We start from the raw sequence: 23,932 nt of genomic DNA, 5'->3' as shown, positions 1-23,932 counted from the left end.
CCTACAGGGGGATTGTTGGTTAATCCACCCCCACGAACCCGCCGGTCTGGTGGCGCCACAGGCGGGCGTAGAGGCCGCCGTGTTCGATCAGCTCGGCGTGGCTGCCGCTTTCGACGATGCGGCCGTGTTCCAGCACCACCAGGCGGTCCATGCGGGCGATGGTGGAGAGGCGGTGGGCGATGGCGATCACCGTCTTGCCCTGCATCAGCGTCTCCAGGCTTTCCTGGATGGCCGATTCCACTTCCGAATCCAGCGCCGAGGTGGCTTCGTCGAGGATCAGGATCGGTGCGTCCTTGAGCAGCACGCGGGCGATGGCGATGCGCTGGCGCTGGCCGCCGGAGAGCTTTACGCCGCGCTCGCCGACGTGGGCGTCGAGGCCGGTGCGGCCCTGGGCGTCGTACAGCTGCGGGATGAACTCGCTGGCGCGGGCCTTGCGCACCGCCTCCTGCAGTTCTTCCTCGCTGGCGCCGGGGCGGCCGTAGAGCAGGTTGTCGCGGATCGAGCGGTGCAGCAGCGAGGTGTCCTGGGTGACCATGCCGATCTGCGCGCGCAGGCTCTCCTGGGTCACGTGGGCGATGTCCTGGTCGTCGATCAGGATGCGCCCGCCTTCGAGGTCATACAGGCGCAGCAGCAGGTTGACCAGGGTCGACTTGCCGGCGCCGGAGGGCCCGACCAGGCCGATCTTCTCGCCCGGGCGCACCACCAGGTCCAGGCCCTGGATCAGGCCGCTGCCCTTGCCGTAGCTGAAGTCCACCTCGTCGAAGCGCACCTCGCCGCGCGTCACCACCAACGGCTTGGCGTCGGGCGCGTCGACCACCTGGCGGGGGATGGCGATGGTCTGCATGCCGTCCTGCACCTGGCCGATGTTCTCGAAGATGCCGCCGACCACCCACATGATCCAGCCGGACATGTTGTTGATGCGGATCACCAGGCTGGTGGCCAGGGCGATGGCGCCCACCGAGATCAGTTCCTGGCTCCACAGCCACAGCGCCAGGCCCGTGGTGCCGGCGATGAGGATGCCGTTCATGATGGTGATGCTGACGTCCATGGAGGTCACCACGCGCCCGGCGCGCTGGGCCTTGTGCGTCTGCTCGGCGATGGCCTCGCGGGCGTAGTCCTCTTCCTGGCGGGTGTGGGCGAACAGCTTGAGGGTGGTGATGTTGGTGTAGCCGTCGACGATGCGCCCCATCAGCTTGGAGCGCGAGTCCGAGGCGGCCACCGAGCGGCGCTTCACTTGCGGCACGAAGTAGGCGAGGGCGCCGACGTAGGCGATCACCCAGAGCACCAGGGGGATCATCAGCCGCCAGTCGGCCTCGGCGAACAGCACCAGGGCGCTGATGGTGTAGATCGCCACGTGCCACAAGGCGTCCACCACCTGCACTGCCGAGTCGCGCAGCGAGTTGCCGGTCTGCATGATGCGCTGGGCGATGCGCCCGGCGAAGTCGTTCTGGAAGAAGCCCAGGCTCTGCTTGAGCACGTAGCGGTGGTTCTGCCAGCGGATCAGGTTGGTCATGCTGGGGTTGATGCTCTGGTGCACCAGCATGTCGTGCAGGGCGTTGAACAGCGGGCGCAGCACCAGCGCCACCACGGCCATCCAGGCCAGTTCGTTGCCGTGCAGGCGGAAGAAGTCGGCGGGCGCGGTGTTCTGCGCGAGGTCGACGATGCGCCCCAGGTAGCTGAACAGCGCCACCTCGATCAGGGCGACGATCAGGCCGACCACCAGCAGGATCGAGAACACCGGCCAGACCTGGCGCAGGTAGTAGGTGTAGAAGCGCCAGACGTCGGCCGGAGGCATGTGCTCGGGGGCGTCGCGGAAGGGGTCGATGAGCTTTTCGAAGCGGCGGTAGAGCATGATGTCTCTCGGTTGTCGCGGGCCCGTCCCGGGCCCGCCGTTTCAGGCCTCCGTCAGCGTGGGAATCGGGGATTCTCAGAGACGCTTGGCGGAGAGTATGACCACCGGCTCGGCGGGCACGTTCTGGTACATGCCGCGGTTGGTGGTGGGCACCTTGGCGATCATGTCGACCACGCCCATGCCGCGCACGACCTTGCCGAACACGGCGTAACCGAAGTCGCGCTGGCCGTGGTCGAGGAAGTCGTTGTCGGTCAGGTTGACGAAGAACTGGCTGGTGGCCGAGTTCACGTCGCTGGTGCGGGCCATGGCCAGGGTGCCGCGGGCGTTGAGCAGGCCGTTGTCGGCCTCGTTCTTGATCGGCTCGCCGGTGTCCTTCTCCTGCATCTTCTCGGTGAAGCCGCCGGTCTGCACCATGAAGCCGGGGATCACCCGGTGGAAGATGGTGCCGTTGTAGAAGCCGCTGTCGACGTAGCCGAGGAAGTTCTTCACGCTGATCGGCGCCTTGGCGCTGTCGAGTTCTACCTCGATCTCGCCCAGGGTGGTGGAGAGCAGCACGTGGGGTTTCGCCGGGTCGGCGGCGAGCGCCGAGGTGGCCAGGACGAGGGTACAGGCGGCGAGCAGGAAGCGTTTGAACAGGGTCATTTTGCGGATGTTTCCTGAGGTGTTTTAGGAATGGTCTACCTGCTCGAGGAAGTCGAGCAGGGTGCTGTTGAAGGCTTGCGGCTGGTCCAGCGGGGTGGCGTGGCGCGAATCCTCGATCACCACCAGGCGCGCGTTGGGCAGGCGCTCCACGTAGGCCTGCTTGAGCGTCACCGGGGTGTAGTCGCGGTCGGCGCTGACCACCAGCGTCGGACAGGTTATGCGCCCCAGGCGCTCCTGCACACCCCAGCCGATGATGGCGTGCAGGCTGGAAAGGTAAGCGCGTTTGTCGTTCTGCGGCCAGCGCTGCTCGATCTTGCGCCGCAGGTCGGCCTGCTCCGGCTTGGGGAACAGCAGCTTGCCGAGGGCCTTGCCCACGGTGTCCAGGCCCAGCACGTGGGCGAGGAACAGCCGGCGCGCCACTTCCAGGTATTCGCGCAAAGTGCGCGGCTTCACTTCCGGGGCGCTGTTGACGATGGTCAGGCTCTTGAGCAGGTCCGGCCGGCGGGTGGCCAGCTCGAAGCCGATCATTCCGCCCATGCTGATGCCCACCAGGTGCACCGGGGCCAGGCGCAGTTCCTCGATCAGCGCCGCCACGTCCTCGGCGAAGCCGGCGATGCTGTAGCGCTCGCGGGGCTTGTCGGACTGGCCGTGGCCGCGCACGTCGAGGGCGATCACCCGGTGCCGCCGGAGCAGCTCCGGCACCTGGTACTCCCAGTCGCGGCTGCTCGAGCCCAGGCCGTGCACCAGCAGCACGGGCGTGCCCTGGCCGCTGTCCTCGAAGTACAGGCGCTGGCCGTCGTGGTGCAGGTAGGGCATCGGCGGTTCTCCGGGTCAGGCGCTCGGCGGCGCGGCGAAGGGGGCGTCCAGGGGTACGTTGGCGAAGGTCTTCAGCAGTTCGACGAGGATCTGCGTGGCCGGGCCCAGGGGCTTTTCCTTGTTCGGATAAAGATAGAAGCGGCTCTCGCGGGTGACGCCCTGGGTCAGCGGCAGCGGCTTCAGCGAGCCGTCGCGCAGTTCGCGCTCGATCATGTGCCGCGGCAGCCAGGCGAAGCCCAGGCCGTTGCCGACGAAGGTGGCGGCGGTGGCCAGGCTGCCCACCGTCCAGCGCTGCTCGGCGCCCAGCCAGCCGACGTCGCGCGGCTGCAGGCGGCCGGAGTCGCGGATGACCACCTGCATCTGGCTTTCCAGGTCCTGGTGCGTCAGCTCGCGCTGCAGGCGGTGCAGCGGATGGTCCGGGTTGGCCACGGCGACGAATTCCACGGTGCACAGGTCGGCGCCCAGGTAGCCGGCGATGTTCAGCCCGCTGATGGCCAGGTCCGCATGGCCCTGCTGCAGCGCCTCTTCGACGCCGGACAGCACCTCCTCGCGCAGCAGCACGCGGCAGCCGCGGCTCTGCGGCACGAACGCGGACAGCGCGCGGACCAGGCGCAGGGTGGGGTAGGCTGCGTCCACCACCAGGCGCACTTCCGGTTCCCAGCCCTGCTCCATGTGGTGGGCCAGTTCCTCCAGCTGGCCGGCGCTCTTCACCAGTTGCCGCGAGCGCCGCAGCAGCACCTCGCCGGCCTCGGTGAGCACCGCCTTGCGGCCGTCGATGCGCAGCAGCGGCACGCCGAGCTGCTCCTGCATGCGCGCCACCGTGTAGCTGATGGAAGACTGCGAGCGGTGCAGGGCCTCGGCGGCCTGGGCGAAGCCGCCGTGGTCGACCACCGCCTGCAGCGTGCGCCATTGATCCAGGGTAACGCGGGGCGCTTTCATCCTCGCCTCCTCTTGTCTAATCTGGCGCTCTGCCTGAACCGAGCGAGACCGCCACATGAAAAGAATCTGCTGTGCGTTGCTGCTGTCGCTGCCGTTGACCGCCCTGGCCTACCCGATCGAGGTGGAGAAGTCCCTCAACGGCACGGAGATCGACGTCCAGACCCAGGACATCGGCGACAGCATGGGCGCCGTGCTGTTGCAGAACTACGGCAAGCAGGACGTGGCCTGCACCGCGGTGTTCCAGAACGGCCCGGAGTCGCCCAAGGTGCGCAAGACGGTGCTCGCCGCCGGCAAGTCCAGCAACCTCACCGCCAGCTTCGGCCGCGCCATCATCAAGCTGCGCATCAAGCTGACCTGCAACCCGGCCTGAGCCGGCAGCGCATGTTCTCCAGACTAGGAGCAGACGCGGTACAAATCAACTAAATCGATATTTTGAAGCAATTATTTCTGCTTTTTTATCGATAAGTCATTCCATAAGCTGGCCTCCATCGACGCAAACGACCGCTGGAGGTCAAGCCCATGTCCCGTGTTCTGGTAATCGAAAGCAGCGCCCGCCAACAAGGTTCGGTCTCCCGCCAGCTGACCGCCGAGTTCATCGCCAACTGGCGCGCCGCCCACCCCGCCGACGAGATCCAGGTCCGCGACCTGGCGCTGGAACAGGTGCCGCACCTGGACGCCGACCTGCTGGGCGGATGGATGAAGCCGGCCGAGCAGCACAGCGCCGCCGAGCAGGCCGCGCTGCAGCGTTCCAACCTGCTCACCGAGGAGTTGCTGGCCGCCGACGTGCTGGTGCTGGCCGCGCCCATGTACAACTTCGCCATCCCCAGCACCCTGAAGTCCTGGCTGGACCACGTGCTGCGCGCCGGCGTCACCTTCAAGTACACCGAGACCGGTCCCCAGGGCCTGCTCGGCGGCAAGCGCGCCTACATCCTGACCAGCCGCGGCGGCGTCTACGCCGGCGGCCCGCTGGACCACCAGGAGCCCTACCTGCGCCAGGCCCTGGCCTTCATCGGCATCCACGACGTCACCTTCGTCCATGCCGAGGGTCTGAACATGGGCCCCGAGTTCGCCGAGAAAGGCCTGGCCAAGGCCCGCGAGCAACTGGCCGCGGTGGCCTGACCCCAGATTCCGGCTTACCACTTGCGCGCCCGTCGCTCCTGGGCGCGACGCCCGGTCGACGCACTTCCCCCCTGCGAATGTCGACCGGGCTTTTTCTTTGCCGGGGTTCGCGATGACATGGGGCGCCGGCCCTGCCGGCGGGATCGCGGATGAATCCTATCCACGTCGTTCCCATGTAGGAGCGCGCCCTGCGCGCGAATCGCGGGCAGGGCCCGCTACAGGCCGACGCTGAACCTCCCGTTCATGCCGGACAGCACCCTGGCCCTTTCTTCGCCCCGGCAAAACCGCTATGTTCCACGCCCCTTTTCGGTGCGCCTGTCCGGTCATGCCTTACCTGCTTTTCGTAACCGTCCTCTGGGCGTTTTCCTTCAGCCTGATCGGTGAGTACCTCGCCGGCCAGGTGGACAGCTATTTCGCCGTGCTCACCCGGGTGCTGCTGGCCGGCGCGGTGTTCCTGCCGCTGACGCGCTGGCGCGGGGTGGCGCCGCGCTTCATCGGCGGGGTGATGCTGGTCGGCGCGCTGCAGTTCGGCATCACCTACGTCTGCCTGTACCAGAGTTTCCGCGTGCTGACGGTGCCCGAGGTGCTGCTGTTCACCGTGCTCACGCCGCTGCACGTGGCGCTGATCGACGACGCCCTGAACCGCCGCTTCAACCCCTGGGCGCTGCTGGCAGCGGCGGTGGCCGTGCTGGGCGCGGCGATCATCCGCTACGATGGCGTCAGCGGCGACTTCATCGAAGGCTTCCTGCTGCTGCAACTGGCCAACGCCACCTTCGCCGCCGGCCAGGTGCTGTACAAGCACCTGGTGGCGCGCTACCCGTCGGACATCCCGCAGTACCGCCGCTTCGGCTACTTCTTCGTCGGCGCGCTGCTGGTGGCGTTGCCCGGCTGGGTGCTGCTGGGCAACCCGGCCAAGCTGCCGACCACCGAGGTGCAGTGGCTGGTGCTGCTGTTCATGGGCCTGCTGGCCACTGCCCTTGGGCAGTTCTGGTGGAACAAGGGGGCTACGCTGGTGGATGGCGGCACCCTGGCGGTGATGAACAACCTGCACGTGCCGGTGGGGCTCCTGATCAACCTGCTGATCTGGAACGAACATGCCGACCTGGCCCGCCTGGCCCTGGGCGGCGGGGTGATAGTGGCGTCGCTCTGGGTGAACCGCCTGGGGCTGGCGCGGAGGGCCGTGGCATGAACATTTCCGGTCGCGGCGTCGCCCTTTCCCTGGCCGCCTCGGTGCTCTTCGTCACGCTGCCGGGCTACCTGCGCTGGCTGGCGCCGCTGGACAGCATCCAGATCGTGGCGCACCGGGTGGTCTGGTCGATCCCCATGGTCCTGCTGCTGGTGGCCTTCACCGGCCAGGGCGGCGTGCTGCGCGATGCCGGCCGGCGCCTGCTGCGCGAGCGCTGGCTGCTGCTGTGCTTCCCGCTGAGCGCGGCGATGATGCTGGTGCAGTGGGGCGTGTTCATCTACGCGCCCATGGTCGGCCAGACCCTGCAGCTGTCCCTGGGCTACTTCCTGCTGCCGCTGACCATGGTGCTCTGCGGCCGGCTGTTCTACGGCGAGCGCCTGACGCCGCTGCAGGGCATCGCCGTGGCCTGCGCGCTGGTCGGCGTGCTCCACGAGCTGTGGCTGACCCGCGCCTTCTCCTGGTTCAGCCTGATCACCGCCCTGGGTTATCCACCGTATTTCATGCTGCGCCGGCGCATGGGCGTGGACGCGCTGTCCGGCTTCGTCTTCGAGATGGCGGTGCTGCTGCCCTTCGCCCTGTGGACCATCTGGCACTTCGGCGACCTCCAGGTGTTCGCCGAAACGCCGCGGCTGTGGGCGCTGCTGCCGATGCTGGGGCTGATCAGCGCCCTGGCCTTCGCTGCCATGATGGCCTCCAGCCGGCTGCTGCCCATGGGGCTGTTCGGCATCCTCAGCTATGTCGAGCCGATGCTGCTGTTCCTGCTGGCGGTGCTGTTCCTCGGCGAGGCGTTCCAGCCGCAGCAGCTGTGGACCTACGGGCCGATCTGGCTGGCCATCCTGCTCACCGGCTGGGACAGCGCGCGGCTGCTGCGCAAGCAGGCGCGGCGCGAGCGGCGGGGTGGTGGGGCGTGATGAGGCACGCTTTCAGCCACGCCATTTCAATGTAGGAGCGCGCCCTGCGCGCGATTCGCGGGCAGGGCCCGCTCCTACAGCCCTGCCCAACCGTGGGGCGAATAACCGTTCGCGGTTATCCGCCGTTGGTCCCGCGCCCATGAAAAACGCCGTTTTCCCGGGCAGGGAAAACGGCGTCCTTGTTCTCGCGGCGCGGGCCCTTACTCGAAGCGATTGCCCGGCAGGTCGGCCTTGGCCAGGGTCTCCGGCAGCACGCGCTTGGCCGCCAGGTAATGGCGTTGCCAGTACTTGTCGTTGAGGTTGGCCACTTTCACCCGCTGCCCGCGGCGCGGGGCGTGGACGAAGCGGTCGTTGCCGACGTAGATGCCCACGTGGTCGACGTTGCGGCTGCGGATGCGGAAGAACACCAGGTCGCCGGGCTGCAGGTCGCGGCGCGCCACCTTGGGGTTGCTGCTCTGGTAGATGGCCCGGGCGGTGCGCGGCAGCTCGACGTCGTCGACGTCGCGGAACACGTACTTGACCAGGCCGCTGCAGTCGAAACCCTTGGGCGAGGTGCCGCCCCAGCGGTAGGGCGTGCCGATCATGCTGAAGGCGCGCTGGGTGACCTGGTGGGCGTCACTGGGCTGCTGCTTCGCCGGCGGGGCGATGCTCAGCAGCTCCTTGCCCTGTACCGGGACACGGAGTTCGAGGGGGGCGGGCGCGTAGGAACGCGTGGCCCGTGGGGAAGCTTCCACCCCGGTTACAACGGCGGCCAAACTGGCTGCCAAGCCTATGGAAAGGCATGTCAAAAGGGTACTGCGCATTCGGCATGTCTTCTTTCTGGTTGTGGATGTAACCCAGACTCCGCTGGATCGCCGTTGCTCTTCGGCGGGCGATGGTTTCCTTTGGTCCGCGAAAAATTCCGCGCATTCTGACCGACTTTTCGTGACAGTGTTTTGACCGTCCGTCGCTTGTGGGGAGCGCCGTGTGACTCGGCGGGCATTCGGTGACATGTGTTCGGACTGCCCGGTCGGGCGCCGACCTTATAGCCGAAAGCCCTATGCCAGGCGGGTTGCCGGGAGATGGCCCAGGTTCGCGCGAGGGGGGCCGGAAGGGGGCGGGAAGGGCGCGGGGTGGGACCTGGTGTCGCAGGGAAAAACCCGACGAAATGCAGGTCCTCTGACGATTTCCGTCAGTCGGCGAGGTGTTCGCGTAGCGCCGGCAGGACTTTTTCGCGCAGCAGCGGCGCCAGCGGCTCGGGGTGGCGGCCGTCTTCCAGCCAGGCCAGCTCTTCCGGTTCGGCGGCGGCGCGGGGGCTCACTTGAGGACCTGGTAGCGCACCTGCACGATGCCGCTGGGGAAGCTGCGCTGTTCCAGCAACTGCAGGCGCCGTTCGAGCCCGATGCCGAACAGCGGGATGCCGGCGCCGAGCAGGTGCGGAATGATGCTGACGATCACCTCGTCGAGCAAGTCCGCCGCCAGGCAGTTGCCGGCCAGGCTGCCGCCGCCCACCAGCCAGATGCGCTGGCAGCCGCGGCCTTCCAGGCTGGCCAGGGCTTCGCTGGGCGGGCAGTGCTGCAGTTCCACCTGGGGCGAGGCCAGCGGCAGCTGGTTGGCGCGGGTGAGGACGATGGCCGGCTTGTCCGGGTAGGGCCAGTCGCCGAAGTCCAGGCATTGCAGGTAGGTGCCGCGGCCCATCAGCAGGCCGTCGATGCCGGCGTAGAAGGCTGAATAGCCATGGTCGTCGTCATGGCCGTCGAATGCGTCCAGCCAGTCGACGCTGCCGTCGGGGCGGGCGATGTAGCCGTCCAGGCTGCTGGCCACGTAATAGATGAGGGTGGCGGACACGGCGTTTCTCCGGGAAAGGCGCGCGGAAGCGCGCGCCTGCCTTGAGCATGGCACCGGCCAGGCGAGGCAGCCAGGCCGGGGGCTGTCGCCCGTCCGATCGGAGCCTGGCGCGGGTTCTCAGGCCTGTTCCATGTCCAGCGCCGGGTGGCGTTCGCTACGAGCCGCCGGTGTCGGCAACAGGCCCTGCAGCCCGCCACGCAGGTCCTGGCCGCTGGGCTGCTGGTAGACGCCCAGGCCGAACTCCGGCAGCACCGCCATCAGGTAGTCGAAGATGTCGCCCTGGATGCGCTCGTAGTCCAGCCACGCGGTGGTGCGGGTGAAGCAGTAGATCTCCAGGGGCACGCCCTCGGCGCCGGGCTGCAGCTGGCGGACCATGCAGGTCATGTGCGGATGGATGTCCGGGTGGGCCTTGAGGTAGGCCTCGGCGTAGGCGCGGAAGGTGCCGATGTTGGTCAGCCGCCGGCGATTGGCCGACAGCGGCACGTTGCCGGCGTTGGCCTGGTTCCACTCGGCCAGCTCGTCCTGCTTGCGCCGCAGGTAGTCGGTCAGCAGGCGCACGCCGGACAGCTTCTGCGCCTCGGCCTCGTCGAGGAAGCGCACCTGGCTGGCGTCGAGGTACAGGCTGCGTTTGATGCGCCGCCCGCCGGACTGCTGCATGCCGCGCCAGTTCTTGAACGACTCGGACATCAGGCGCCAGGTGGGCACCGAGACGATGGTCTTGTCCCAGTTCTGCACCTTCACCGTGTGCAGGGTGATGTCCACCACGTCGCCGTCGGCGCCGACCTGGGGCATCTCGATCCAGTCGCCCACGCGCAGCATGTCGTTGCTGGTCAGCTGCACGCTGGCGACGAAGCTCAGCAGGGTGTCCTTGTAGACCAGCAGCAGGACCGCGGACATGGCACCCAGGCCGGAGAGCAGCAGCATCGGCGAGCGGTCGATGAGGATCGACACCACCACTATGCCGCCGAAGACGAAGAGGAACAGCTTGGCCAGTTGCACGTAGCCCTTGATCGAGCGGGTGCGGGCGTGTTCGGTGCGCGCGTAGATGTCCAGCAGGGCGTCGAGCAGGGCGCTCAGGGCCAGCAGCAGGAACAGCGCGGTGACCGCCATGGCCAGGTTGCGCAGGAAGGCCTCGGGCCTGCCGGCCAGGTTGGGGATCAGCACCAGGCCGAACTGCACCACCAGCGATGGCACGGTCTGCGCCAGGCGCTGGAACACGCGGTTGTCGCGCAGGTCGGCGAGCCAGCTCAGGGCCGGCTGGCGCGCCAGCAGGTCGGCGGCGCGGCGGACCAGGAAGCGGGCCAGGCGGCCGACGATCCAGGCCACTGCGAGGAGGATGACGAGGCCGAGGGCGGCGCTGGTCAGCGGGTGTTGGTCGAGCAGGGCCCAGTAGCCCTGGAGGGTGGCGAGGGGAGAGGAAAGGTCCATAGGCCGGAAACATCCTTTGGATCGGGGCGCCAGTGCGGGGTGGCGCGTGGTGCGGAGGCTACGGGGTAGCCGCGAAGGCCCGGCCGCGGTGGCCGGGATGAGCGCGGCATTGTAACGGCAGGGTAGCGGCAGGGCCGAGCAGGATATTTCCGAAATGTAACCTCAGCCCGCCAGCTCCTCCAGGGTGCGCCCGCGGGTCTCGATGCCGAAGCCCCAGACCACCGCCGCGGCGACCAGGAAGCACAGCGCACCGAGAGTGAACACGCCGCCCTGGCCGGCCACCGGCAGGACCAGGCCGCTGACCGTGGGGCCCAGCAGCGAGCCGACGCGGCCCACCGCCGAGGCGAAGCCCGAGCCGGTGGCGCGCGCCGAGGTGGGGTACAGCTCCGGGGTGTAGGTGTAGAGCACCGCCCACATGCCGAACAGGAAGAACTGCATGGCCAGGCCGAAGCCGATCAGCAGCGCCAGGCTGCCGCCGAACACCGCGGTCTGTCCGTAGGCGTAGGCCATGGCGCCGCCGCCCAGGAGCATCAGCACGCAGCTCGGTTTGCGGCCCCAGCGCTCCACCAGCCAGGCGGCGCAGAGGAAGCCGGGGATGCCGGCCAGGGAGATCAGCACCGTGTAGTACACCGACTGCGTCACGGCGAAGCCGGATTGCTGCAGCAGGGCGCTGAGCCAGGAGGTCAGCCCGTAGAAGCCGAGCAGGGCGAAGAACCACAGGCTCCAGACCGTCAGGGTGCGGCTGCGGTAGGCCGGCGACCAGAGTTCGGCGAAGGCGCTGAAGAAGCCCGGGCGGCTCGGCTCGGGGCGCGCCAGGGCCTGCGGCTCGGGCAGGCTGGATAGCTTCAGCGAGGCCATCACCCGCGCCTCGATGCGCTGCAGCGAACGCTCGGCCTTGTCCGCCAGCCCGGCCTGTTCCAGCCAGCGCGGCGATTCCGGGACCATGAAGCGGATGGCCAGGACGAACAGCGCCGGGAAGGCCAGCAACAGGAACAGGCTGCGCCAGCCGGCCATGGGCAGCACGAAGTAGGACAGGCAGCCGGCGGCGATGAAGCCCAGCGGCCAGAAGCCGTCCATGAGGGCGATGTAGCGGCCGCGGGCCCTGGCCGGGATCATCTCCGAGAGCAGCGACTGGGCGATGGGGAATTCCATGCCCATGCCGATGCCCAGCAGCACGCGGTACAGCGTCAGGCTCTGCACGTCGCCGGCGGTGGAGCACAGGTAGCTGGCCAGGCCCCAGAGCACGATGCTCCACTGGAACACCGGCTTGCGTCCGAAGCGGTCGGCGAGCATCCCCGACAGCGCCGCGCCCAGGACCATGCCGAAGAAGCTGGAGCTGGCCAGCAGCCCGGCCTGGGCGCTGGACAGGCCGAACTCGGCTTTGATCGAGCCGAGCAGGAAGGTCATCATCGCCAGGTCCATGGAATCGAAGAAGAACGCCAGGGCGATGATCACGAAGATCAGCCGGTGGTAGGGGCTCAGCGGCAGGCGCTCGAGGCGCTCGGCGGCGGTGGGGCGATGCGGCATCTCGACACTCCTCGGGCTGTCCTGCGGCCAGTCTGGGACGGGCCTGCGCGGCGGACTTGCCCGAGGGCGACACGGGGCGTGCGGATCGCGACCGGCGAATAAAACCTGCTTTCGGGCGCGGCAACCGTTAGGCTATGCAGCTATTTGGTCCTTTCGTCTTCCCGAGGTCTGCCTTGTTCGCCCAATTCGCCCTCCACGAACGCCTGCTCAAGGCGCTGGAAACCCTGTCCTTCACCGAGCCGACCGCCGTCCAGGCCGCGGCCATCCCGAAGGCGCTGGAGGGCCGCGACCTGCGCGTGACCGCGCAGACCGGCAGCGGCAAGACCGCCGCCTTCGTGCTGCCGCTGCTGCACCGCCTGCTCAGCGAGGAGAAGCCCAGGAGCGGCGCCCGCGCGCTGATCCTGCTGCCGACCCGCGAGCTGGCCCAGCAGACCCTCAAGGAAGTCGAGCGCTTCGCCCAGTTCACCTTCATCAAGGCCTGCCTGATCACCGGCGGCGAAGACTTCAAGGTGCAGGGCGCGCGCCTGCGCAAGAACCCGGAGATCATCATCGGCACCCCCGGCCGGCTGAACGAGCAGTTCAACGCCGGCAACCTGCCGCTGGGCGACGTCGAGGTGCTGGTGCTGGACGAGGCCGACCGCATGCTCGACATGGGCTTCGCCGAGGACGTGCTCAAGCTTGCCGGCGCCTGCCCGGCGCAGCGCCAGACATTGTTGTTCTCCGCCACCGCCGGCAGCGGCCTGCACGCGATGGTCGAGCAGGTCCTGCGCGAGCCGGAAAGCCTGCAGCTGAACCGCGTCAGCGAGCTGAACGAGGACATCGCGCAGCAGGTCATCCTGGTCGACGACAACGCCCACAAGGAAGCCATCCTGCACTGGCTGCTGGAGAACGAGACCTTCGACAAGGCCATCGTCTTCACCAACACCCGCGTCCAGGCCGACCGCCTGACCGGCCGGCTGATCGCCGCCGGGCACAAGGTCTTCGTGCTGCACGGCGAGAAGGACCAGAAGGACCGCAAGCTGGCCATCGAGCGCCTGAAGCAGGGCGCGGTGAAGATCCTCGTCGCCACCGACGTGGCCGCCCGCGGCCTGGACGTCGAGGGCCTGGACCTGGTGCTGAACTTCGACATGCCGCGCCGCGGCGACGAGTACGTGCACCGTATCGGCCGCACCGGCCGCGCGGGCGAGGCCGGCCTGGCCATCTCGCTGGTGTCGCACAGCGACTGGAACCTGATGTCGAGCATCGAGCGCTACCTCAAGGTGCGTTTTGAACAGCGCACCATCAAGGAGCTCAAGGGCAGCTACAAGGGGCCGAAGAAGGTCAAGGCCTCGGGCAAGGCCGCCGGCACCAAGAAGAAAAAGACCGATTCCGGCAAGAAGGCCGGGGCCAAGCCCGCCGCCAAGCGCAAGCCGGCGAACAAGCCGAAGGCGGCGCCCTCGTCGGTGGTCAGCAACGACGGCATGGCGCCGCTCAAGCGCAAGAAGCCGGCTGCCGAGTAAGCCGTAGCCCCCTCGCGGGCCCTGCCCGCGATCGCGCGCAGGGCGCGCTCCTACAGGTTGACGCCGACCTTCTCGCGCACGCCGAACGGCCCCGTAGGATGGGGTGAGCGAAGCGATACCCATCGCCATGACCGCATGGGTTTCGCAAGCTCAACCCATCCTACGACGACTGCCGGGACCTGGCGGGCGTCCCGGATCACTCGAAGGCGAAATGCTCCGCCTTCAGCCCCATCACCGAACGCACCGGCTTGCCCATGGCCGCCGCGTGGCCCTTGGCGCGGGGCAGCAGGCGGGCGAAGTAGAAGTCGCTGGTGGCGATCTTGGCCTTGTAGAAGTCGCTGGACTCGCTGCCGCCCTGGCGCAGGCGCTTGCGGGCCGTGGCTTCCTGCAGCGCCCAGGCGTAGGCCAGGGCGACGTAGCCGGAGAACATCAGGTAGTCGTGGCTGGCGGTGCCCACCAGGTCGCGCTGCTTGCGGGCGCTCAGGGCGATGCGCAGGGTCAGCAGGTTCCATTGCGCGCACAGCTTCAGCAGCGTCAGCGCGCGGCCGCGCATGGCCGGTTCTTCCTTGAGCAACCCCATGGCGAACTTGCCCACGATCCTGGTGAAGTCGCGCACCGCCTTGCCCTGGGTCATCAGCAGCACCTTGCGCCCGAGCAGGTCCAGCGCCTGGATGCCGGTGGTGCCTTCGTAGAGCGTGGCGATGCGCGCGTCGCGGACGATCTGTTCCATGCCGTGCTCGCGGATGTAGCCGTGGCCGCCGAACACCTGCATGCCCAGGTTGGCGCTCTCCAGGCCCAGTTCGGTGAGGCAGCCCTTGAGGATCGGGGTGAGGAAGCCGAGCTTGTCGTCCCAGCGCTCGTACTCGGCGTTGTCGTTGGTCAGCAGGCCCTGGATCATCTTGTCGGCGTACTGCGTGGCCAGGTACACCAGCGCGCGGCCGCCCTCGGCCACGGCCTTCTGCGTCAGCAACATGCGCCGCACGTCGCCGTGGTGCATCAGGCTGTCGGCCACCTGTTCCGGTTCCTTGGCGCCGGACAGCGCGCGCATCGAGCGGCGCTCGCGGGCGTAGGCCAGGGCGCCCTGGTAGGCCAGTTCGGCGGTGGCCACGCCCTGGATGGCGGTGCCGATGCGCGCGCTGTTCATGAAGGTGAACATGCATTCCAGGCCCTTGTTCGCAGGGCCGATGAGAAAGCCGCTGGCCTCGTCGAAGTTCATCACGCAGGTGGCCGAGGCCTTGATGCCCATCTTCTTCTCCAGCGCGCCGCAGACCACGCCGTTGCGCGGGCCGAGGCCGCCGCCTGCGCCGGGCAGGAACTTGGGCACGATGAACAGCGAGATGCCGCGGGTGCCCCTGGGCGCGTCGGGCAGGCGGGCGAGGACGATGTGCACGATGTTCTCGGTGAGGTCGTGCTCGCCGGAGGAGATGAATATCTTGGTGCCGGTGATGGCGTAGCTGCCGTCGGCGTTGGGCTCGGCGCGGGTCTTCACCTGGCCGAGGTCGGTGCCGCACTGCGGCTCGGTGAGGCACATGGTGCCGCCCCAGCGGCCTTCGGTGAGGGGCGTCAGGTAGGTGCGCTTCTGCTCCTCGGTGCCGTGCTGCATCAGGGTGTTCATGGCGCCCAGGGACAGCCCCGGGTACATCGAGAAGGGCCAGTTGGCGGTGCCGAGCATCTCCTGCTTGAGCGCGCCCAGGCTCATGGGCAGGCCCTGGCCGCCGTATTCCACCGGGTGCGACAGGCCTTGCCAGCCGCCGGCCACGTAGGCGTCGTAGGCTTCCTTGAAGCCCTTGGGCGTGCGTACCTCGCCGTTCTCCAGGTGGCAGCCTTCCTCGTCGCCGGAGTGGTAGAGCGGGGCGATCACTTCCTCGCAGAGCTTCGCGCATTCGCCGAGGATGGCGTCGACCATGTCCGGCGTGGCCTCGGCGCCGTTGATCAGGTTGCGGTAGTGCTCGGGGAAGTCGAAGACCTCGTTGAGCAGGAAGCGGGTGTCGCGCAGCGGGGCTTTGTAGACGGGCATCGCGGTGATCTCGCAGGGACTGTGGGCGCAGTTATACGACCGCGCACCCGGCCTGGCCTTGGCAGCGGCAACAGCCGGCGCCTGGCAGATCGGACAATCGACCGCGATTGACCTTCGCGGGTGTCGCGGGTATATACATGTATCATGCTGACCACCCAATGCCTCTGTACCCAGTTGCGCCGCGCCGCCCGAGGTGTCACCCGCGTCTATGACGATGCCCTGCAGGGCATCGGGCTGACGGTCGCGCAGTTTTCCCTGCTGCGCCACCTGGCGCGCCTGGAGCGCCCGAGCATTTCCGAACTGGCCGAGGCCATGGGCCTGGACCGCAGCACCCTGGGGCGCAACCTGCGGCCGCTGCAGGCCGAGGGCCTGGTGGAGCTGCAGGGCGACGCCGGCGACCAGCGCAACCGCCTGGTGCTGCTCACCGCCGCCGGGCGCGAGCGCCTGGAGCAGGGCGCGCAGCCCTGGGAAGCGGCGCAGCGGCGGATGTACGAACGCCTCGGGGTGGAGCGCCGCGAGCAGCTGATGGCGCTGCTGGGGGAGCTGGAAGCCCTCGATTGAACGCCTTGCCAAGGGCGTTCGTATGGATGAATGCGGGTATATACCCCTGTTGGAGCGAGAAGAACAATGTCCAAGCTGTCGCGTGCGGGTTTCTGGATACTGCTGTCCGGCGCCCTGATCCTGGCCCTGTCCCTGGGCGTCCGCCACGGCTTCGGCCTGTTCCTCGCGCCCATGAGCGCCGAGTTCGGCTGGGGCCGCGAGGTGTTCGCCTTCGCCATCGCCCTGCAGAACCTCATCTGGGGCATCGCCCAGCCCTTCACCGGCGCCCTGGCCGACCGCTTCGGCGCGGCGCGCGCGGTGCTGGTGGGCGGCCTGCTGTACGCCCTGGGCCTGGTCATGATGGGCTATGCGGATTCCGCCGCCAGCCTGTCGCTGTCCGCCGGGCTGCTGATCGGCATCGGCCTGTCCGGCACCTCCTTCTCGGTCATCCTCGGCGCCGTCGGCCGCGCCGTACCGCTGGAGCGGCGCAGCATGGCCATGGGCATTTCCGCCGCCGCCGGCTCCTTCGGCCAGTTCGCCATGCTGCCCGGCACTCTCGGCCTGATCGGTTGGCTCGGCTGGTCGGCGGCGCTGCTCGCCCTCGGCCTGCTGGTGGCGCTGATCGTGCCGCTGGCCGGGCTGATGCGCGACAAGCCGCTGCCGGTGCAATCCCATGAACAATCCCTGGGCGAAGCGCTGCGCGAGGCCTGCGGGCATTCCGGTTTCTGGCTGCTGTCGCTGGGCTTCTTCGTCTGCGGCTTCCAGGTGGTGTTCATCGGCGTGCACCTGCCGGCCTACCTGGTGGACCGCCACCTGCCGGCCACGGTCGGCACCACGGTGCTGGCGCTGGTGGGGCTGTTCAATGTGTTCGGCACTTACATCGCCGGTTGGCTCGGCGGGCGCTTCAGCAAGCCGAAGCTGCTGACCGGGCTGTACCTGATCCGCGGCCTGGTGATCCTGGCCTTCCTCTGGGCGCCGCTGACGGTGTGGACGGCCTACGCCTTCGGCATCGCCATGGGCCTGCTGTGGCTGTCCACGGTGCCGCTCACCAATGGCACCGTGGCCACCCTGTTCGGCGTGCGCAACCTGTCGATGCTCGGCGGCATCACCTTCCTGTTCCACCAGATCGGCGCCTTCCTCGGCGGCTGGCTGGGCGGCTACGTCTACGACCACACCGGCAACTACGACCTGGTCTGGCGGATCGCCATTCTCCTCTCGCTGCTCGCCGGCCTGCTCAACTGGCCGGTGCGCGAGCGCCCGGTGGCGCGCCTGGGCGCCGCGGAGGTAGCGTGAGGCCGCTGCTGCGCCTGGGCGCGGCGGTGCTGGCCGCGGCGCTGCTGGGTCTTGCCTGGTGGGGTTGGCGGCATGGCGGCCTGGCGTTGTTGCAGGCCGGCCTGGGCCATTGCTTCTGAGGATTGCCGCGGGCGGGGCAGGGGAGTAGCGTCCTTCGATCGAAGAAGGAGAATCGCCATGTCCCGCTACCTGTTCCTCGGCCTGCTGTGCTGCCTGCCCCTGGCCGCCCAGGCTGCCGACTGCCCGCCGCTGCTGGCGCAGCAGGGGCACCTGCAGAAGCTGCGCTCGAAGGTCGACCTCGACCTTTGCGGGCTCTACGCCGGCAAGCCGCTGCTGGTGGTCAACACCGCCAGCCACTGCGGCTTCACCCCGCAGTTCAAGGGCCTGGAGGCGATCTACCAGCGCTACAAGGGCCAGGGCCTGGAAGTGCTGGGCGTGCCCTCGGACGACTTCAAGCAGGAGGCCGACGACGCCGCCGAGACCGCCCAGGTCTGCTACGGCAACTACGGCGTGACCTTCAACATGACCCAGGTGCAGCCGGTGCGCGGCGACGACGCCATCCCGCTGTTCCGCGAACTGGCGCGCCAGGCCGACCAGGCGCCGCGCTGGAACTTCTACAAGTACGTGGTGGACCGCCAGGGCAAGGTGGTGGCGCAGTTCCCCAGCCTGACCAAGCCGGACGATCCGGCCTTGCAGGCGGCTATCGAGAAGGCCATCGCCAGCCAGCCGTGAAGATGGAATAGCCGGACGATGCTTGGTTCAGCGGAGGTGCCAAGCCTGGCTCCGCTCCCTCACCCCAGCCCTCTCCCGGAGGGAGAGGGGGCCGTTCGGAGTGGGCGGATAATGCAGCAAGTTCGTAGGGCGGATAACCGTTCGCGGTTATCCGCCGTTGGCCGTGCCGCCGGGGTGTCCGGCGTGGCCGGTGAGTCCAATCGCGGACGGAGTCCTACGGTTCCAGGAAGCACGGCTTTTCGTAGGATGGCGTTGAGCGAAGCGATACCCATCACCACGGCAGCATGGGTATCGCAAGCTCAACCCATCCTACGAAGAGCACCTCGGCGCAAGACAGTGGCTCCTGCGCCCGTGCTTTCCTGGCGTCGTAGCGGACTTTGTCCGCGATGGAGCCATGTCCCGCGCTCGCCATCCCAAATGAAAAAATGCCGTTTCCCCCCCGTGGAGAGAAACGGCATTCTTTTTAAGGAAACAGCATCAGGGCATCTGCCCGGCTCTTCCCCGTGCGCCCGTGCCTATCAGAAGCGATAGGTCACTTGCGCGGTCAGACCGTTGGCGCTGTTGTCGTACTTGGCGCTGTAGGCCGGTTGCAGACCGATGCCGGTGCCGTCCTTGACGTTGACGCTGGCGGTGTCTTCCCACAGGTAGGCGTAGGCGAAGTCGACGGTCAGGTCCGGGGTCGGCGACCAGCCGGCGCCGAAGGTGACGATCTGACGATCACCCACCGGGATGCGCACGTTGCGGTAGTCGTTGTCGGTCGGCGACGGATCGTAGGCATAGCCCGCGCGCAGCACCCATTCCGGGTTCAGCTGGTAGGACGCGCCGATCGAGCCGGACCAGGTGTCGTGCCACTTCAGGTCTTCGCCGATGGTGCCGAAGCCCAGTGCCTGGCCCAGGGCCGGTACGCCGCTGTTGCGCACTTCGATGGCTTCCAGGCGGCTCCAGCGGGTCCACACGGCGCCGATGTAGCCGGTCCACTTGTCGTTGAACTTGTGGGTGATGGAGGTATCCACGGACTCCGGCAGGGTGATGTCCAGCTTGGCGTCGTAGCTGCCGTTCAGGCCCAGGGCGCCAGGGGCGTTCTTGACCTTGGTGTGGCCGCCCAGGTGGTAGTCGACCTTGGAGTGGTAGGTCAGGCCCCAGGTGGTGTCGTCGGTCAGGTCGACCATCACGCCCAGGTTGTAGCCCAGTGCGGTGTCGTCGCCCTTGATGTCGATGTGGGTGTCGCCATTGCCGCCGTTGAGCACATTGGTCGCCAGGTCGTTCTTCAGCTGGCCGTCGATGCGGTTGAAGGTCGGGCCGAAGCCGACGGAGACCTTGTCGTTGATCTTGTAGGCGATGGTCGGCTGGACGGTGATCACCTGGACCTTGCTGTAGGAGCCGTGGTAGCTGCCCTGGAAGCCGTTCTCGTAGTCGTTGATGATGCCGTAGGGCACGTAGATGCCCAGGCCGACGGTGAAGTCTTCGTTGATCGGCGTGGAGAAGTAGCCGAACGGTACGGCAGCCAGGGGCACGGAATCGCCCTTGTTGGAGCCCGGGCCGGAAGCGCCGCTGATGTCGTCCTTGGCGTCGACGATGGCCAGGCCGCCGCTGACTTCGGTGCGCTTGAGCTTGGACAGGCCGGCGGGGTTGCCGTAGATGGTGCTGGCGTCGAGCGCGGAGGAGGCACGGCCCGCGTAGGCGGTGCCGGCGCCGCTGGCGCTTTGTTCGTTGATGGCGATGCCGTTGGCCAGGGCCTGGGCAGAGGCAGCGCTAATCGTCAGTGCGAGAGTGGTTTTGAGCCATGTTGTTTTCATTGTAAGAGCAACTCCTGTGGTCAACGGCGCGCAAGCTACCAAGATTCCCAGGCCTTTGGTAGTACCTCTGGGGGCTCTATATCGGGCATCTGCGCGTAAAGTACCGTCCTTGTGCGAGGTTTTCCCTTCGTTAATGTATGTAAACGAAAGTTGACTGATCGGTCATTGATCGTGGTCAGGCTGCGAGGAGCGAATCGCCGATGTACGCCTGCCAGGCGTCGAGGAAATCACGCAGGTGGCCGTGGGGCTGGAAGACCCGTCGCCAGACCCTGGCCTGGCCGAGGTGATCGCAGGCTTCGGGCAGTGGCAGGCGTTGGGATTCCACCAGCATCCAGGCGATGGCGGTGCTGTAGCGCAGGTTCACGGTCAGTTCCAGGTGCGGAGCGTCGAGGAAGGCGTGCTGGCTGGCCAGGCCGCGCACGCGGCTGGCGAGGTTCGGGTCCAGGGCCAGGTAGCGATCCCAGAGTTGTTGGTGGCGGTGTTCGTCGATGCGGAAAAGGCCGTGTCCGCGGCCGCTGTCCAGGCTGCTGCCAAGCGCCGATTGACAGGCCGCCGCTCCCAGCAACAGCGCCTCGGCCGCCCCGCTGTGACGTTCCAGGTACAGCAGGGTGGGCCGGATGACGTGCTGTCGCAGGTCGCAGGCGGCGATTCCCATGGTCTTGTCCCTCAATGAACGGCGGGGCTGGGCGTCTTGGCAGCTTCTGATGTTCTCCTGGGCCCCGCCGTAAGCGGACTTAGCCGCTCGATTTGAAGTGTAGTGCGATAAACCTGCTGTAAAGGACTGTTTTTAAATTGTTTTGACTTTCTGCAGCGCAGGCATATTCCTCGATGTGATTAACCGGGAATGGGTTACCGCGTCGGGAAAGGAGCCCCAGGCCGCGCCAGATGCGGCCTGGGGCGGCGCGTCAGGCGCCGGTGGCCACCGGGTGCCGCGGGTCGGTGATCCACTCGCTCCAGGAGCCGGCGTAGAGACGGCCCAGGGGATAGCCGGCCAGGCTCAGGGCGAACAGGTTGTGGCAGGCGGTGACGCCGGAACCGCAGTAGGCCACCAGCTCCTGGGCCGGGCGGCCGCGCAGCAGGTGGGCGAAGCGCTGGTGCAACTGCGCCGGCGGCAGGAAGCGGCCGTCGCTGCCGAGGTTATCGGTGAAGGCCGCGCACTGCGCGCCGGGGATGTGCCCGGCGACCGGGTCGATGGGCTCCACCTCGCCGCGGAAGCGCGGCTCGGCGCGGGCGTCGATCAGCGGCAGCTGCGGGTCGGCCAGCAGCGCCGAGAGTTCGCCGGCGTCGATCAGCAGGCCGTTGTCCGGCTCGCCGTGGAAGGCGCCCGTCGGCACCGCCGGCTCGGCGGTGGTCAGCGGCAGGCCGGCGGCGCGCCAGGCGTTCATGCCGCCGTCGAGCAGGTATACGCCGTCGCGCTTGCCCAGCCACAGCAGCAGCCACCAGGCGCGGGCGGCGAAGGCGCCGGGGCCGTCGTCGTAGAGCACCACTTCGTCGCTGTTGTCCAGGCCCCAGACGCGCAGGCGCTGGATCAGCGCGTCGGCGTCGGGCAGCGGGTGGCGGCCGGTCGTGCCCTTGACCACCGGGGCCGAGAGGTCGCGTTCGAGGTCGGCGTACTGGGCGCCGGGAATGTGGTTCTCGGCGAACACGCGGGCGCCGTAGCCGGGGTCGTCCAGGGCGAAGCGGCAGTCGAGGATCAGCAGGCCGGGTTCGTCCAGGCGGGCTGCCAGTTGTTGCGGGCTGAGCAGGCGGGCGAGTGACATCGTGCGGGTTCCTGTGTCGTGACGGTTTCCTCGCGCATCATAAGGCTTGTGCAACGGAAAACGCCGGTTCGCGGCGGCTTTCTTCGATCCGATGGAGTTTTCGCCCATGTTCAGTCTGCAACCGGCGACCCAGGCGGCCTCGCGGGCGCGCGTCTGCGCCATCGCTCTGGCGACCGGCCTGATCACCCTCTACTACAGCCTGCTGGTGCTGTCCCTGGCCGCCATCGGCCGCCTGCGCCGCGAGCGCGTGGACCGCTACACCCGCCAATGGTCGGGCCTGCTGCTGCGCCTGGTGCGTATGCGCCTGAGCGTGCACGGGGCCATGCCGGACTTCGGCGACGGGCGGCGCTACATGATCCTCTGCAACCATTCCAGCCACTACGACATCCCGGCCAGCTTCGCCGCGCTGCCCGGCTCGATCCGCATGCTGGCCAAGAGTGAGCTGTACCGCATCCCGGTGCTCGGCCGGGCCATGCGCGCCGCCGAGTTCCCCTCCATCGACCGGCACAACAGCCAGCGCGCCCGCGCCGACCTGCAGCGCGCGCGGCAGATGATGGAGAGCGGCATAGTGCTGTGGGCGGCGCCGGAAGGCACCCGCTCGGACGACGGGCGCCTGCTGCCGTTCAAGAAGGGCTGCTTCCGCCTGGCGCTGGACACCGACGCGGTGATCATCCCGGTGGCCATCCGCGGCATCCACCGGGTGCTGCCGGCGCGCACCTTCGACCTCAACCTGGGCCAGCCGGTGGACCTGCTGGTAGGCTGCCCGGTGGACGCCGCGGCCTTCCACGGGCAGAGCCTGGATGCCCTGATGGGCGAGGTGCGCGGGCGCATGCAGGAACTGCTGGAGCCGGGCGCCGCGAAATGCGCCGAAGCGGCCCGCGAGGAGCCGCTGGCGCTGGGCTGAGGCGCTTCAGCGAATCTTCAGGCGGCCGATGCGGTCGTTTTCCAGGCTGCCGAAGTAGAGGTAGTCGCCCACCGGCTTGGCCGAGGTGATCATGCGCAGGTGCTGGCCGCTGGTGTCGTGCAGGCTGCGCACTATCTGGCCGTTCTCGTCCACGGCGATGACCAGGCCATAGGGCACCGGCTTGGGCAGCAGCGCGCGCGGTAGCTTGGTCAGCTGGCGCTTGAGCCAGGGCTGGCCGAGGATGAAGTCGGCGTCGGCCTTGCGCGGCGTCGGCAGGGCCACCCAGAAGGTGCCCTTGCGGTCGCCCTGGAGGTTGTCCGGCAGCCCCGGCAGATTGTCGATGAAGATGTCCTGCTGCCCGGCCTTCGGGCCTTTCAGCCAGTAGCGGGCGATGCGGTAGCGGTAGGTCTCGTTGACCAGCACGAAGTCCTCGTTGGCCGACAGCGTCACGCCGTTGGCGAAGTACAGGTCCTTGAGCAGCGTCTCGGTCTTGCCGGTCGCCGGGTCGTAGCGCAGCAGGCGGCCGTGGGGGCGGGTCTCCAGGTAGTCGAGGATGTAGTCGGGCTGGTGGAAGCGGCTGGAGGCGTCGCTGAAGTAGATGCGCCCGTCGCTGGCGATGTCCAGGTCGTCGGCGAAGGCGAAGGGCAGGCCGTCGGCCTCGGTGCTGAGCACCGTGATCTTGCCCTGCGCGTCGATCTTCAGCAGGCCCTTCCAGGCGTCGGCGACGATCAGGTTGCCCTGGGCGTCGAAGTCCATGCCCAGCGGGCGGCCGCCGGTCTCGGCGAAGGTCGTGACCTGGCCGTTGTCCAGGCGCACTACGCGGCCGTCGTCCAGGCCGGCGTAGACGCGGCCCTGGGCGTCCACCGCGGTGTCTTCCGGGCCCTTCACCTGGCCCAGGCCGAGCAGTTCGGCCTTCATCAGGGTGTCGTTGGGTTCCAGCACGCCGGTCATCGGCGGCGCCGGCGGCGGGTTCCAGGCCACGGGGTCGATGGGGCTGGGGGTGATGGCGAGGTAGACCGCGGCGGCGGCGATCAGCAATACCAGCAGGCTTGCGAATTTCTTCATCATGAAGGCTCTTGTCATGGGTCCTGGGGCAGGAAAGATAAGCCTTCGTTCGCGTCTGTACAGCCTTGTAGGCAAAAGC

The 23,932-nt window shown here is 68.1% G+C and carries 24 protein-coding genes; 10 read left to right on the top strand and 14 right to left on the bottom strand.

Annotated features, from left to right (window positions below; all coding sequences use genetic code 11):
• Positions 1-19: 19 nt before the first annotated feature.
• The 4 genes from PcP3B5_RS21825 to PcP3B5_RS21810 form a co-directional block, all read right to left on the bottom strand.
• Positions 20-1,852: an ABC transporter ATP-binding protein gene (locus PcP3B5_RS21825; RefSeq protein ID WP_061562383.1), complete on the bottom strand. Its 1,833-nt coding sequence runs from the start codon at positions 1,850-1,852 to the stop codon at positions 20-22.
• Between the two features lie 75 nt (positions 1,853-1,927).
• Positions 1,928-2,488, bottom strand: coding sequence for a peptidylprolyl isomerase (locus PcP3B5_RS21820; protein ID WP_043271553.1), 561 nt, complete (start codon positions 2,486-2,488; stop codon positions 1,928-1,930).
• A 30-nt stretch (positions 2,489-2,518) separates the two neighbouring features.
• Positions 2,519-3,310, bottom strand: a complete 792-nt coding sequence (locus PcP3B5_RS21815) for an alpha/beta fold hydrolase (RefSeq protein WP_043270975.1) — start codon at positions 3,308-3,310, stop codon at positions 2,519-2,521.
• A gap of 15 nt (positions 3,311-3,325) precedes the next feature.
• A complete protein-coding gene (locus tag PcP3B5_RS21810; RefSeq protein ID WP_009623637.1) occupies positions 3,326-4,249 on the bottom strand; it encodes a PA3225 family LysR-type transcriptional regulator in 924 nt (307 codons plus the stop codon).
• Between the two features lie 55 nt (positions 4,250-4,304).
• On the opposite strand from PcP3B5_RS21810, the gene PcP3B5_RS21805 reads away from it, so the two are divergent.
• The 4 genes from PcP3B5_RS21805 (at position 4,305) to rarD (ending at position 7,465) form a co-directional block, all read left to right on the top strand.
• A complete protein-coding gene (locus PcP3B5_RS21805) occupies positions 4,305-4,619 on the top strand; it encodes a hypothetical protein (protein WP_009623635.1) in 315 nt (104 codons plus the stop codon).
• Positions 4,620-4,768: 149 nt separating this feature from the next.
• The gene (locus PcP3B5_RS21800) at positions 4,769-5,368 is read left to right on the top strand and encodes an FMN-dependent NADH-azoreductase (RefSeq protein WP_043270972.1); all 600 of its coding nucleotides are present in this window, start codon (positions 4,769-4,771) and stop codon (positions 5,366-5,368) included.
• 325 nt (positions 5,369-5,693) lie between these two features.
• Positions 5,694-6,557: a carboxylate/amino acid/amine transporter gene (locus PcP3B5_RS21795; RefSeq protein ID WP_043270970.1), complete on the top strand. Its 864-nt coding sequence runs from the start codon at positions 5,694-5,696 to the stop codon at positions 6,555-6,557.
• Positions 6,554-7,465 (top strand): EamA family transporter RarD, encoded by a 912-nt coding sequence (rarD, locus tag PcP3B5_RS21790; protein WP_043270967.1) that lies wholly within the window; start codon positions 6,554-6,556, stop codon positions 7,463-7,465. The genes PcP3B5_RS21795 and rarD overlap by 4 nt, the downstream gene beginning before the upstream one ends.
• A 200-nt stretch (positions 7,466-7,665) precedes the next feature.
• On the opposite strand, the gene PcP3B5_RS21785 is transcribed toward rarD, so the two are convergent.
• From PcP3B5_RS21785 to PcP3B5_RS21770, 5 genes are all read right to left on the bottom strand, one after another.
• Positions 7,666-8,268 carry a C40 family peptidase gene (locus PcP3B5_RS21785; RefSeq protein WP_043270965.1) on the bottom strand — a complete coding sequence of 201 codons (603 nt, stop codon included), beginning with the start codon at positions 8,266-8,268 and terminating at the stop codon, positions 7,666-7,668.
• A 368-nt stretch (positions 8,269-8,636) separates the two neighbouring features.
• Positions 8,637-8,765 carry an NUDIX hydrolase gene (locus tag PcP3B5_RS32250; RefSeq protein ID WP_009623629.1) on the bottom strand — a complete coding sequence of 43 codons (129 nt, stop codon included), beginning with the start codon at positions 8,763-8,765 and terminating at the stop codon, positions 8,637-8,639.
• Positions 8,762-9,292, bottom strand: coding sequence for a dihydrofolate reductase family protein (locus tag PcP3B5_RS21780; RefSeq protein WP_043270963.1), 531 nt, complete (start codon positions 9,290-9,292; stop codon positions 8,762-8,764). Before PcP3B5_RS21780 ends, PcP3B5_RS32250 begins: the two co-directional genes overlap by 4 nt.
• Before the next feature lie 117 nt (positions 9,293-9,409).
• Entirely contained in the window at positions 9,410-10,720 is a 1,311-nt protein-coding gene (locus PcP3B5_RS21775) for a mechanosensitive ion channel family protein (RefSeq protein WP_043270961.1), read from the bottom strand.
• A gap of 162 nt (positions 10,721-10,882) precedes the next feature.
• Positions 10,883-12,247 (bottom strand): MFS transporter, encoded by a 1,365-nt coding sequence (locus tag PcP3B5_RS21770; protein ID WP_043270959.1) that lies wholly within the window; start codon positions 12,245-12,247, stop codon positions 10,883-10,885.
• A 134-nt stretch (positions 12,248-12,381) separates the two neighbouring features.
• Between PcP3B5_RS21770 and PcP3B5_RS21765 the strand changes: the two genes are divergently transcribed.
• A complete protein-coding gene (locus tag PcP3B5_RS21765) occupies positions 12,382-13,746 on the top strand; it encodes a DEAD/DEAH box helicase (RefSeq protein ID WP_141766135.1) in 1,365 nt (454 codons plus the stop codon).
• A 196-nt stretch (positions 13,747-13,942) separates the two neighbouring features.
• On the opposite strand, the gene PcP3B5_RS21760 is transcribed toward PcP3B5_RS21765, so the two are convergent.
• On the bottom strand, positions 13,943-15,763 hold the full coding sequence (locus tag PcP3B5_RS21760) for an acyl-CoA dehydrogenase C-terminal domain-containing protein (RefSeq protein WP_043270955.1): 1,821 nt from the start codon (positions 15,761-15,763) through the stop codon (positions 13,943-13,945).
• Positions 15,764-15,907: 144 nt separating this feature from the next.
• Between PcP3B5_RS21760 and PcP3B5_RS21755 the strand changes: the two genes are divergently transcribed.
• The 4 genes from PcP3B5_RS21755 to PcP3B5_RS21745 all read left to right on the top strand — a co-directional run bounded on the left by PcP3B5_RS21755 (position 15,908) and on the right by PcP3B5_RS21745 (position 18,328).
• A complete protein-coding gene (locus tag PcP3B5_RS21755) occupies positions 15,908-16,324 on the top strand; it encodes a MarR family winged helix-turn-helix transcriptional regulator (RefSeq protein WP_043312766.1) in 417 nt (138 codons plus the stop codon).
• A gap of 75 nt (positions 16,325-16,399) precedes the next feature.
• Positions 16,400-17,596 (top strand): MFS transporter, encoded by a 1,197-nt coding sequence (locus tag PcP3B5_RS21750; RefSeq protein ID WP_099049125.1) that lies wholly within the window; start codon positions 16,400-16,402, stop codon positions 17,594-17,596.
• Positions 17,593-17,715 carry a hypothetical protein gene (locus PcP3B5_RS32350; protein WP_024128567.1) on the top strand — a complete coding sequence of 41 codons (123 nt, stop codon included), beginning with the start codon at positions 17,593-17,595 and terminating at the stop codon, positions 17,713-17,715. The genes PcP3B5_RS21750 and PcP3B5_RS32350 overlap by 4 nt, the downstream gene beginning before the upstream one ends.
• Before the next feature lie 58 nt (positions 17,716-17,773).
• Positions 17,774-18,328 (top strand): glutathione peroxidase, encoded by a 555-nt coding sequence (locus tag PcP3B5_RS21745; protein WP_009623611.1) that lies wholly within the window; start codon positions 17,774-17,776, stop codon positions 18,326-18,328.
• A 518-nt stretch (positions 18,329-18,846) separates the two neighbouring features.
• Here PcP3B5_RS21745 and PcP3B5_RS21740 read toward each other — a convergent pair.
• The 3 genes from PcP3B5_RS21740 to PcP3B5_RS21730 all read right to left on the bottom strand — a co-directional run bounded on the left by PcP3B5_RS21740 (position 18,847) and on the right by PcP3B5_RS21730 (position 21,884).
• A complete protein-coding gene (locus tag PcP3B5_RS21740) occupies positions 18,847-20,124 on the bottom strand; it encodes an outer membrane protein transport protein (protein ID WP_061562382.1) in 1,278 nt (425 codons plus the stop codon).
• A 175-nt stretch (positions 20,125-20,299) separates the two neighbouring features.
• Positions 20,300-20,779, bottom strand: coding sequence for a hypothetical protein (locus PcP3B5_RS21735; RefSeq protein WP_009623606.1), 480 nt, complete (start codon positions 20,777-20,779; stop codon positions 20,300-20,302).
• A gap of 250 nt (positions 20,780-21,029) precedes the next feature.
• Positions 21,030-21,884, bottom strand: coding sequence for a sulfurtransferase (locus PcP3B5_RS21730; RefSeq protein WP_061562381.1), 855 nt, complete (start codon positions 21,882-21,884; stop codon positions 21,030-21,032).
• Between the two features lie 106 nt (positions 21,885-21,990).
• Between PcP3B5_RS21730 and PcP3B5_RS21725 the strand changes: the two genes are divergently transcribed.
• Entirely contained in the window at positions 21,991-22,788 is a 798-nt protein-coding gene (locus tag PcP3B5_RS21725) for a lysophospholipid acyltransferase family protein (protein ID WP_061562380.1), read from the top strand.
• Positions 22,789-22,794: 6 nt separating this feature from the next.
• Here the strand turns inward: PcP3B5_RS21725 and PcP3B5_RS21720 are convergent, their stop codons facing one another.
• Positions 22,795-23,853 carry an SMP-30/gluconolactonase/LRE family protein gene (locus PcP3B5_RS21720; protein WP_061563322.1) on the bottom strand — a complete coding sequence of 353 codons (1,059 nt, stop codon included), beginning with the start codon at positions 23,851-23,853 and terminating at the stop codon, positions 22,795-22,797.
• Positions 23,854-23,932 lie beyond the last annotated feature (79 nt).

Origin of the sequence: Pseudomonas citronellolis, from assembly GCF_001586155.1 — a bacterium.
Classification (GTDB): Bacteria; Pseudomonadota; Gammaproteobacteria; order Pseudomonadales; family Pseudomonadaceae; genus Pseudomonas; species Pseudomonas citronellolis.
Note: the sequence above shows the minus strand (reverse complement) of the source record. Positions and strands in the feature narration are given on the sequence as shown.

Coding starts and splice junctions, on each gene's coding strand:
- PcP3B5_RS21720 (WP_061563322.1), bottom strand. CDS start 23,853: ATGAAGAAATTCGCAAGCCTGCTGGTATTGCTGATCGCCGCCGCCGCG.
- rarD (WP_043270967.1), top strand. CDS start 6,554: ATGAACATTTCCGGTCGCGGCGTCGCCCTTTCCCTGGCCGCCTCGGTG.
- PcP3B5_RS21785 (WP_043270965.1), bottom strand. CDS start 8,268: ATGCGCAGTACCCTTTTGACATGCCTTTCCATAGGCTTGGCAGCCAGT.
- PcP3B5_RS21805 (WP_009623635.1), top strand. CDS start 4,305: ATGAAAAGAATCTGCTGTGCGTTGCTGCTGTCGCTGCCGTTGACCGCC.
- PcP3B5_RS21810 (WP_009623637.1), bottom strand. CDS start 4,249: ATGAAAGCGCCCCGCGTTACCCTGGATCAATGGCGCACGCTGCAGGCG.
- PcP3B5_RS21725 (WP_061562380.1), top strand. CDS start 21,991: ATGTTCAGTCTGCAACCGGCGACCCAGGCGGCCTCGCGGGCGCGCGTC.
- PcP3B5_RS21800 (WP_043270972.1), top strand. CDS start 4,769: ATGTCCCGTGTTCTGGTAATCGAAAGCAGCGCCCGCCAACAAGGTTCG.
- PcP3B5_RS21755 (WP_043312766.1), top strand. CDS start 15,908: ATGCTGACCACCCAATGCCTCTGTACCCAGTTGCGCCGCGCCGCCCGA.
- PcP3B5_RS21795 (WP_043270970.1), top strand. CDS start 5,694: ATGCCTTACCTGCTTTTCGTAACCGTCCTCTGGGCGTTTTCCTTCAGC.
- PcP3B5_RS21735 (WP_009623606.1), bottom strand. CDS start 20,779: ATGGGAATCGCCGCCTGCGACCTGCGACAGCACGTCATCCGGCCCACC.
- PcP3B5_RS21825 (WP_061562383.1), bottom strand. CDS start 1,852: ATGCTCTACCGCCGCTTCGAAAAGCTCATCGACCCCTTCCGCGACGCC.
- PcP3B5_RS21765 (WP_141766135.1), top strand. CDS start 12,382: ATGCAGCTATTTGGTCCTTTCGTCTTCCCGAGGTCTGCCTTGTTCGCC.
- PcP3B5_RS21745 (WP_009623611.1), top strand. CDS start 17,774: ATGTCCCGCTACCTGTTCCTCGGCCTGCTGTGCTGCCTGCCCCTGGCC.
- PcP3B5_RS21770 (WP_043270959.1), bottom strand. CDS start 12,247: ATGCCGCATCGCCCCACCGCCGCCGAGCGCCTCGAGCGCCTGCCGCTG.
- PcP3B5_RS21760 (WP_043270955.1), bottom strand. CDS start 15,763: ATGCCCGTCTACAAAGCCCCGCTGCGCGACACCCGCTTCCTGCTCAAC.
- PcP3B5_RS21740 (WP_061562382.1), bottom strand. CDS start 20,124: ATGAAAACAACATGGCTCAAAACCACTCTCGCACTGACGATTAGCGCT.
- PcP3B5_RS21730 (WP_061562381.1), bottom strand. CDS start 21,884: ATGTCACTCGCCCGCCTGCTCAGCCCGCAACAACTGGCAGCCCGCCTG.
- PcP3B5_RS21815 (WP_043270975.1), bottom strand. CDS start 3,310: ATGCCCTACCTGCACCACGACGGCCAGCGCCTGTACTTCGAGGACAGC.
- PcP3B5_RS21775 (WP_043270961.1), bottom strand. CDS start 10,720: ATGGACCTTTCCTCTCCCCTCGCCACCCTCCAGGGCTACTGGGCCCTG.